This is a genomic window from Pseudomonas agronomica (assembly GCF_025917275.1).
GTDB lineage: Bacteria > Pseudomonadota > Gammaproteobacteria > Pseudomonadales > Pseudomonadaceae > Aquipseudomonas > Aquipseudomonas agronomica.
In genome coordinates this window covers 1-5589 of the sequence record NZ_JAOSHO010000349.1, presented here as the reverse complement: position 1 = coordinate 5589, position 5589 = coordinate 1, and the positions used below count along the sequence as shown (strand labels likewise).

Genomic DNA, 5589 nt, shown 5'->3' with positions numbered 1-5589 from the left:
ACAGCGCGAGCTGATGTTCGAGGCTGTCGTAGTCGCTGCGGATGTTGCGCAGGGTCCGGGCGATGTCGGTCACCGCCGCGCGGCGCGCCTTGCCCAGGGTCAGGGCCTCGTCGGTGCGGTGGGCATAGGCGTTGATCAGCAGTTGCAGGCGGCGCTCCATGTCGTCTTCGCTGTCGAACTTGGCCACGCCCTTGAGGCGCACCTGCGCGTACAGCGCCTCGATCTGGCCGTCGACCCGCAACAGGCCTTGCCAGCTGTCCTGGTAGTCGTTGAGCAGCGGCAGCAGGTTGTCCATGGAATCGTCGACCGGGTCCATGAACGGGGTGCCGAACGGCAGGTCCGCCGGCAGCAATTGACGACGGCGCAGGGCGTCGTCGAGGGTGCGTTGCTTGGCTTCCATGTCGGCGATCTGCCGGCCCACCAATTGCAACTTGGCGGACAACTGCTGGACGCGCTCTGTGAAGGCATCGCTGGAGCGCTTGAGTTCGTCCTGGGCGGCCTCCATCTGCGCCAGCTGCTCGAGTTTTTCGCCCTCTTCGGCGCTCAAGGTCTGGGTGCGACGGAAATCTTCCAGGGCTTTCTGCGCATCCAGAACCTGCTGGTACAGCGCCTCGGTCTGGGTCTTGCTCGCGGCGCGGTCGGCGGCCACGGCTTGCTGGGTCTTGAGCTGCTTGAGCTCTTTTTCCAGGCGCTCTTTCTGATCGCGCAGCGCGGCGCGGTCGGCCAGTGCTTGCAGGGCGGGAGGTTCGATGTGGGACAGGTCGATGGACAGGCCCGGCACTTCGAAACGCTCGCCCTTGAAACCGTCGAGGATCAGCTCCATGGATTTGACCCACTCGCCATTCTCGTCCAGCGCGATACCGTGTTCGCCCAACGGCAGGCTGAACAGGGCGCTGTTGAACAGGCGCATCAGGCGTTCCACGTCCTGTTGGGAGAATTCTTCCCGCAGACGGGCGTAGCTGTTGTTGTCGGCGTGATCGAGTTGTTGCTTGACCGACTTCAGGCGTTTTTCCAGGTCCCGCAGGCGCTCTTCCAAATCTTCGGCGCTGAATTGCCGGGACTGGGCCAAGGCGCCTGCCAATTCGTCGTGGGCGTCCTTGGCGGCGAGCAATGCCTGCTCCAGCACCTTGACGTCATCCACCAGGGCAAAGCGGTTCTTGAGCACCGACAGTTCGCCGATCCAGCGCTGGATGCCGCTGATTTCCCGCTCCAGGCGCATCAGCTCCTGGGTGCCGCCGCGTTGGTCGTTCTGCAGCGAATCCTGCTCGTTGCGGTAGTGCTCGGCCTGGATGGTCAGCTCTTCCTTGCGCGCACTGGCGTAGTCCGACCAAGTGCCCAGCAGCGAGTCGAGCAGCGGCGAGAGGCGATGCAATTTGCCGCGCAGGATATCGCGCTGCTTCACGCCATTGGCCAGGGCTTCCACCAGCGGACCGGCCGCCACCAGGGAGTTGTAGTCCTGCTCCATGCGTCGTACGTCGCGGAAGGCTTCTTCGCACGCGGCGATGTAATCCACGCTGCCCGAGCGCAGGCTGTGCTCGAACGCATCGAGGAACAGTTGCTTGAGTTTGGCCGCGGTGATTTCCCGCATATGCAGCAGGTTGATAAACAGCGCGCGGAAGGTCTTGAGGCTTTGCTCGCTGGTGGAGCGCAGCGGGATCAGCGTCAGGTCCAGTGGGATCGAGGTGTGACCACCGACCAGCAGGCGGCGCAGTTCATCCGGCTTGAGTTCGTAGGCTTTCAGGCCTTCGCGCTCCAGGTTGGTGAACAGCTCTTTCTGGCGCAGGCAGGTGTCGTTTTTCTGGTAATGGGCCAGGTCCAGTTTGCCGGCGTAGGCAAAGAACTGGTGGCCGAAACCGCCACCAGGGCCGCGACCGACCACGCCAATCACGTGCGGGCCGTGGGGCAGGGCGACTTCCACCAGGATGTAGCTGGTGTCCGAGGCAAAGTAGAAGCGCCGGGATTGCTCCAGGCTGTACTTGCCGAAACTCATGTCCGACATGCGCGCCAGGATCGGAAACTGAAGGGCGTTGATCGAGGCGGATTTACCGAGGTTGTTCGCGCCGTATACCGACAGCGGTTCTTCCAGGGGGAACAGGCCGAGGCTGTAGCCGGCGGTGTTCAAAAGGGCAAAGCGGCGGATGCCGTAGCGTTCCTTGCTCATGCGTCGGTCTCCTGTTCTTCGGCAATGGCGCGGGCCAGTGCGTCTTCTTCGCTTTCTTCTTCGCCGTCGAATTCACTGAGGTCCAGCGGGTCATCGGTCTGCAGCAGTTTTTCGTCGCTGTCTTCGTCGATCAGGACCGGCGCTGGCAGCGGCAACACGCTGTGCAGGCTGGCGGCCAGGTCGCGGTCCTGCTGGACCGACAGGCAGACATCGAGGAAGCGATGCATCGGCGGCAGGAAGCGGTACACGCCGTTTTCTTCGCTGGCAAAGCCCAGTTGGGTCATGCGGCGCATGATTTTTTCTTCCAGCTCTTCCTGGGTCTGCACTTCGGCCTGGATGAACAGGTCGCGGTATTTTTCCAGCAGCGAAGGCAGCTCGTCGCGGCCCAGGCTGCCGCCGTCGAGCACGGCGATCGGGTCGCGGCCCTGATCGGCCAGGTGCTCGACGAGGATGAAGGTGAACAGGGCCAGGCGCTGGGCGGTCTTGTTCACCGCGGCGGCGGCCAGGTCCGGCACGAAGTAGTAGAAGCCACGGGTGTCGCACACCAGTTCGAAGCCCAGGGCCTTGAACAGCGTGCGGTACTGGTCCTGGAAGTTCGACAGTTGTGCGTACAGCTCCGGGTCACGGCGGCTGACGTGATAGCCCTTGAACAGCTCGCGGAAGATCGGCGCCAGCTGGGACAGTTCGGATAGATCAAGATGCATGGGGGATGCTCGCAGAATCCTCGGCGGCGGTGTCGCCGGCCGAGAGCAGGGCGAAGGAGCGCAGGTTGACCTGATGCTCGTGAGTGTGGTAGTCGCGGCGTTCCAGACGCTCGCGCTTAAAGCGTTTTTCCCGCGACAGGCGCGAGAACCAGTACAGCAATTCGTCGGTAGCGCCGTCCGGTTCCTGCTCCAGCAGCCACGTCATCAAGTCCGGCATCGGCAGGGCGTCTTCGCAACGCTCGACCATCTCGCGCACGGTGCGTGGCGCACGCGGGGCATCGCCGCCCTTGTGGGTCTTGTGGGATTTGGGGAAGCGCGCCGGTTTCGGTTCGAAACGGGCCAGGGCATAGACATAGGCTTCGACCTGGCTGGCGCTGCCCAGGAACGTGCTTTGCGGCCGGGTGAACAGTGGCATGGCGGCCTGCGGCACGGCGTCGATGCCTTTGCGACGAATGGCGGCCAGGGCCAGGGCGGCGCCACGGGTCACGGCGTTATGGCGGCGAGCCTCTTCGCGCAGTGGCAGGAGCAATTCCCGCGCATGGCGCAGGGTCAGTTGGGCGCTGGTCTGCATCTCCAGGATCCGCGCGTGGGTGCGCAAGAGCATGTCGTCGTCCACCAGGTGACCGAGGCGCTGCTGTTCGGTGAGCATGCGCAACAGCACATTCTCGACCTTGCGCACGCCTTGCTCGAACGCGCCGTCGGCGTTCACCAACTGGATCATCGGCTCGACGTATTCGTCCCAGGTCGCCAGTACTTCGGCGTAGCGCTGGCGCAGCGGGATCTGCCGGTCGCTGGTCTTGGCCCGTTCGGCGACGGCGACCAACGCCTGTTCGTCGTTGGCGAGTTTCTTGAGGACGTCGCGCACGCGCATGTCCAGCAGGCGCAACTGGCGGGCGAGGTCGTTGCCGTCGCGCACGTCGAAGGCGTCCTGGATGTAGCCAGCCAGGCGCTCGAGGTGGCGCAGGTAGGCTTCGATTTCCAGGCACAGGCCCAGGCGGTGTTCGCGGCGCAGGTATGCAAGGAAATCATGAATCTGGGCGTTGAGCTCGAAACGGTTCGGGCTTTTCGCCACCGGCACGAGGATGTCCAGGCGGATCCAGACGTCCAGCAGATTGGTGATGTCCTGGGGCGTGCTGTCCAGTTGTTGGGCGGCCAGCTGTGAACGCAATTCGTTGAGGCTCAGGGTGCCCTGGTCGAAGTGCTCGCACAAAGGTTCCAGCAATGCCCAGTGTTCGGCGAGGGCGCGCAAAACGCGCTTGGGTTCGATCATCGCAATGGCCGTCGGGTTGGCAATTAAAAGCGGCGATTGTACTGCATCGGGCCGGTTGCGATTCACCCCTTGGACGGACTGTCGTCATGTATTGAACAACTAATGAAGCGACAGGGAAGCGATCCGCGCCGAAGGGCGGTAGAATCGCTGCCACTTTCAGTTATCCACAAGTGGCCGACCTTTGCTTATCGAGTCTCGTCGCCGCGCCTATCTGACCGCCATGCAGGTGGTCAACTGGCTGCCGCGTACCGAATTGCCCTTTGCCGCCCCGTCGCGGCCTGAGCTGTTGGAAGCGCCTGAGCCGGTGGCGATCGCGCCGGCACCAGTGGCGCCTGCGGCCAAGACCGTTGCCGAGCCGGTGGCGCCTGTCGCCGAGCGGCCGAAAATCGAAGTCCCGCGTCCGAGCCTGGCCTCGACCCGTACGAACGCCAAACCGGTAGAAGAGGCCGACGAAACGCCGGCCCCGGTCAAGGTTCCCCACGTACCGCCGCCGCGCTTCGCCCTGCAGTTGCTGCGCGCCGGGCGCTGCCTGCTACTGGTGGAATTACCCACGGGTGATCCGTTCCAAAGTCGCGATCCTGCTTACCTGCTGCTCAAGGACATGCTGCGCGCCGCCGGCCTGCCGGACAGCCCGCAGATCATCGGCGAACCGGTGCGCTGGCCGCTGTTGTCACGGGGCACGATGGATCAGGGGCCAGAGGCGGCGCGGGATTTCGTCCAGGGCTTCGTTTCGGCGCGGCTCGAAGACGAGCCCTGCGTGTGCCTGTGGCTGATCGGCCTGCCGGCGGTGAAGTTTGCCGGCGAGGCGGATGCCGAGGCGTTCAATCGCGAACTGCAGGTCGAAGGCCTGGGCTCGGCCTGGGCGTTGCCCGGGCTGGAACTGTTAATGGAAACGCCACAGCACAAGGCTGACGTCTGGCAAGCCATGCGCCGGCTGATGGCGCGCTGGAAAGAATCGAATGAGTGACGCTGTATCGTTCCGCCCGATGACCGAGGCGGACCTCGACGCTGTGCTGAAGATTGAATACGCAGCCTACAGCCACCCCTGGACCCGGGGGATATTTCTTGATGGGCTGGGCAAATACCAGATCTGGCTGATGTTCGAAGGCGAGCAGCAGGTAGGTCACGGCGTGGTGCAGATCATCCTGGATGAGGCGCACCTGCTCAACATCACGGTCAAACCGGAAAACCAAGGGCGGGGTCTTGGCCTGCGGCTGTTGGAACACCTGATGTCGATCGCCTACAAGGCCGAGGCCCGGGAATGCTTCCTGGAAGTACGCGACAGCAACCGCACGGCGTTCCGGCTGTATGAACGCTATGGCTTCAACGAAGTTGGACGGCGGCGCGATTATTACCCGGCTGTGGGCGGGCGCGAGGATGCGGTGGTCATGGCGTGTACCTTGGTGGATTGAGTCGGCTGGACGACCGCTTTCGCGAGCAGGCTCGCTCCCACA

5 protein-coding genes are annotated in these 5589 nt (G+C 63.7%); 2 read left to right on the top strand and 3 right to left on the bottom strand.

Going from position 1 to position 5589, the window contains the following annotated elements; all coding sequences use genetic code 11:
* From OC610_RS20250 to mksB, 3 genes are all read right to left on the bottom strand, one after another.
* Window positions 1–2161 (bottom strand): chromosome partitioning protein ParA (locus tag OC610_RS20250; RefSeq protein ID WP_264430195.1); only part of this gene is annotated, 2161 nt, incomplete at its 3' end.
* Window positions 2158–2865, bottom strand: a complete 708-nt coding sequence (mksE, locus tag OC610_RS20245; RefSeq protein ID WP_181289764.1) for an Mks condensin complex protein MksE — start codon at window positions 2863–2865, stop codon at window positions 2158–2160. The genes OC610_RS20250 and mksE, both read right to left, overlap by 4 nt.
* Entirely contained in the window at window positions 2855–4135 is a 1281-nt protein-coding gene (gene mksB, locus OC610_RS20240) for an Mks condensin complex protein MksB (protein WP_264430192.1), read from the bottom strand. The genes mksE and mksB overlap by 11 nt, the downstream gene beginning before the upstream one ends.
* Before the next feature lie 181 nt (window positions 4136–4316).
* Between mksB and OC610_RS20235 the strand changes: the two genes are divergently transcribed.
* Both OC610_RS20235 and rimI read left to right on the top strand, forming a co-directional pair.
* Window positions 4317–5102, top strand: a complete 786-nt coding sequence (locus OC610_RS20235; protein ID WP_264430190.1) for an energy transducer TonB — start codon at window positions 4317–4319, stop codon at window positions 5100–5102.
* Window positions 5095–5547 carry a ribosomal protein S18-alanine N-acetyltransferase gene (rimI, locus tag OC610_RS20230; protein ID WP_039594544.1) on the top strand — a complete coding sequence of 151 codons (453 nt, stop codon included), beginning with the start codon at window positions 5095–5097 and terminating at the stop codon, window positions 5545–5547. The genes OC610_RS20235 and rimI overlap by 8 nt, the downstream gene beginning before the upstream one ends.
* Window positions 5548–5589: the final 42 nt, after the last annotated feature.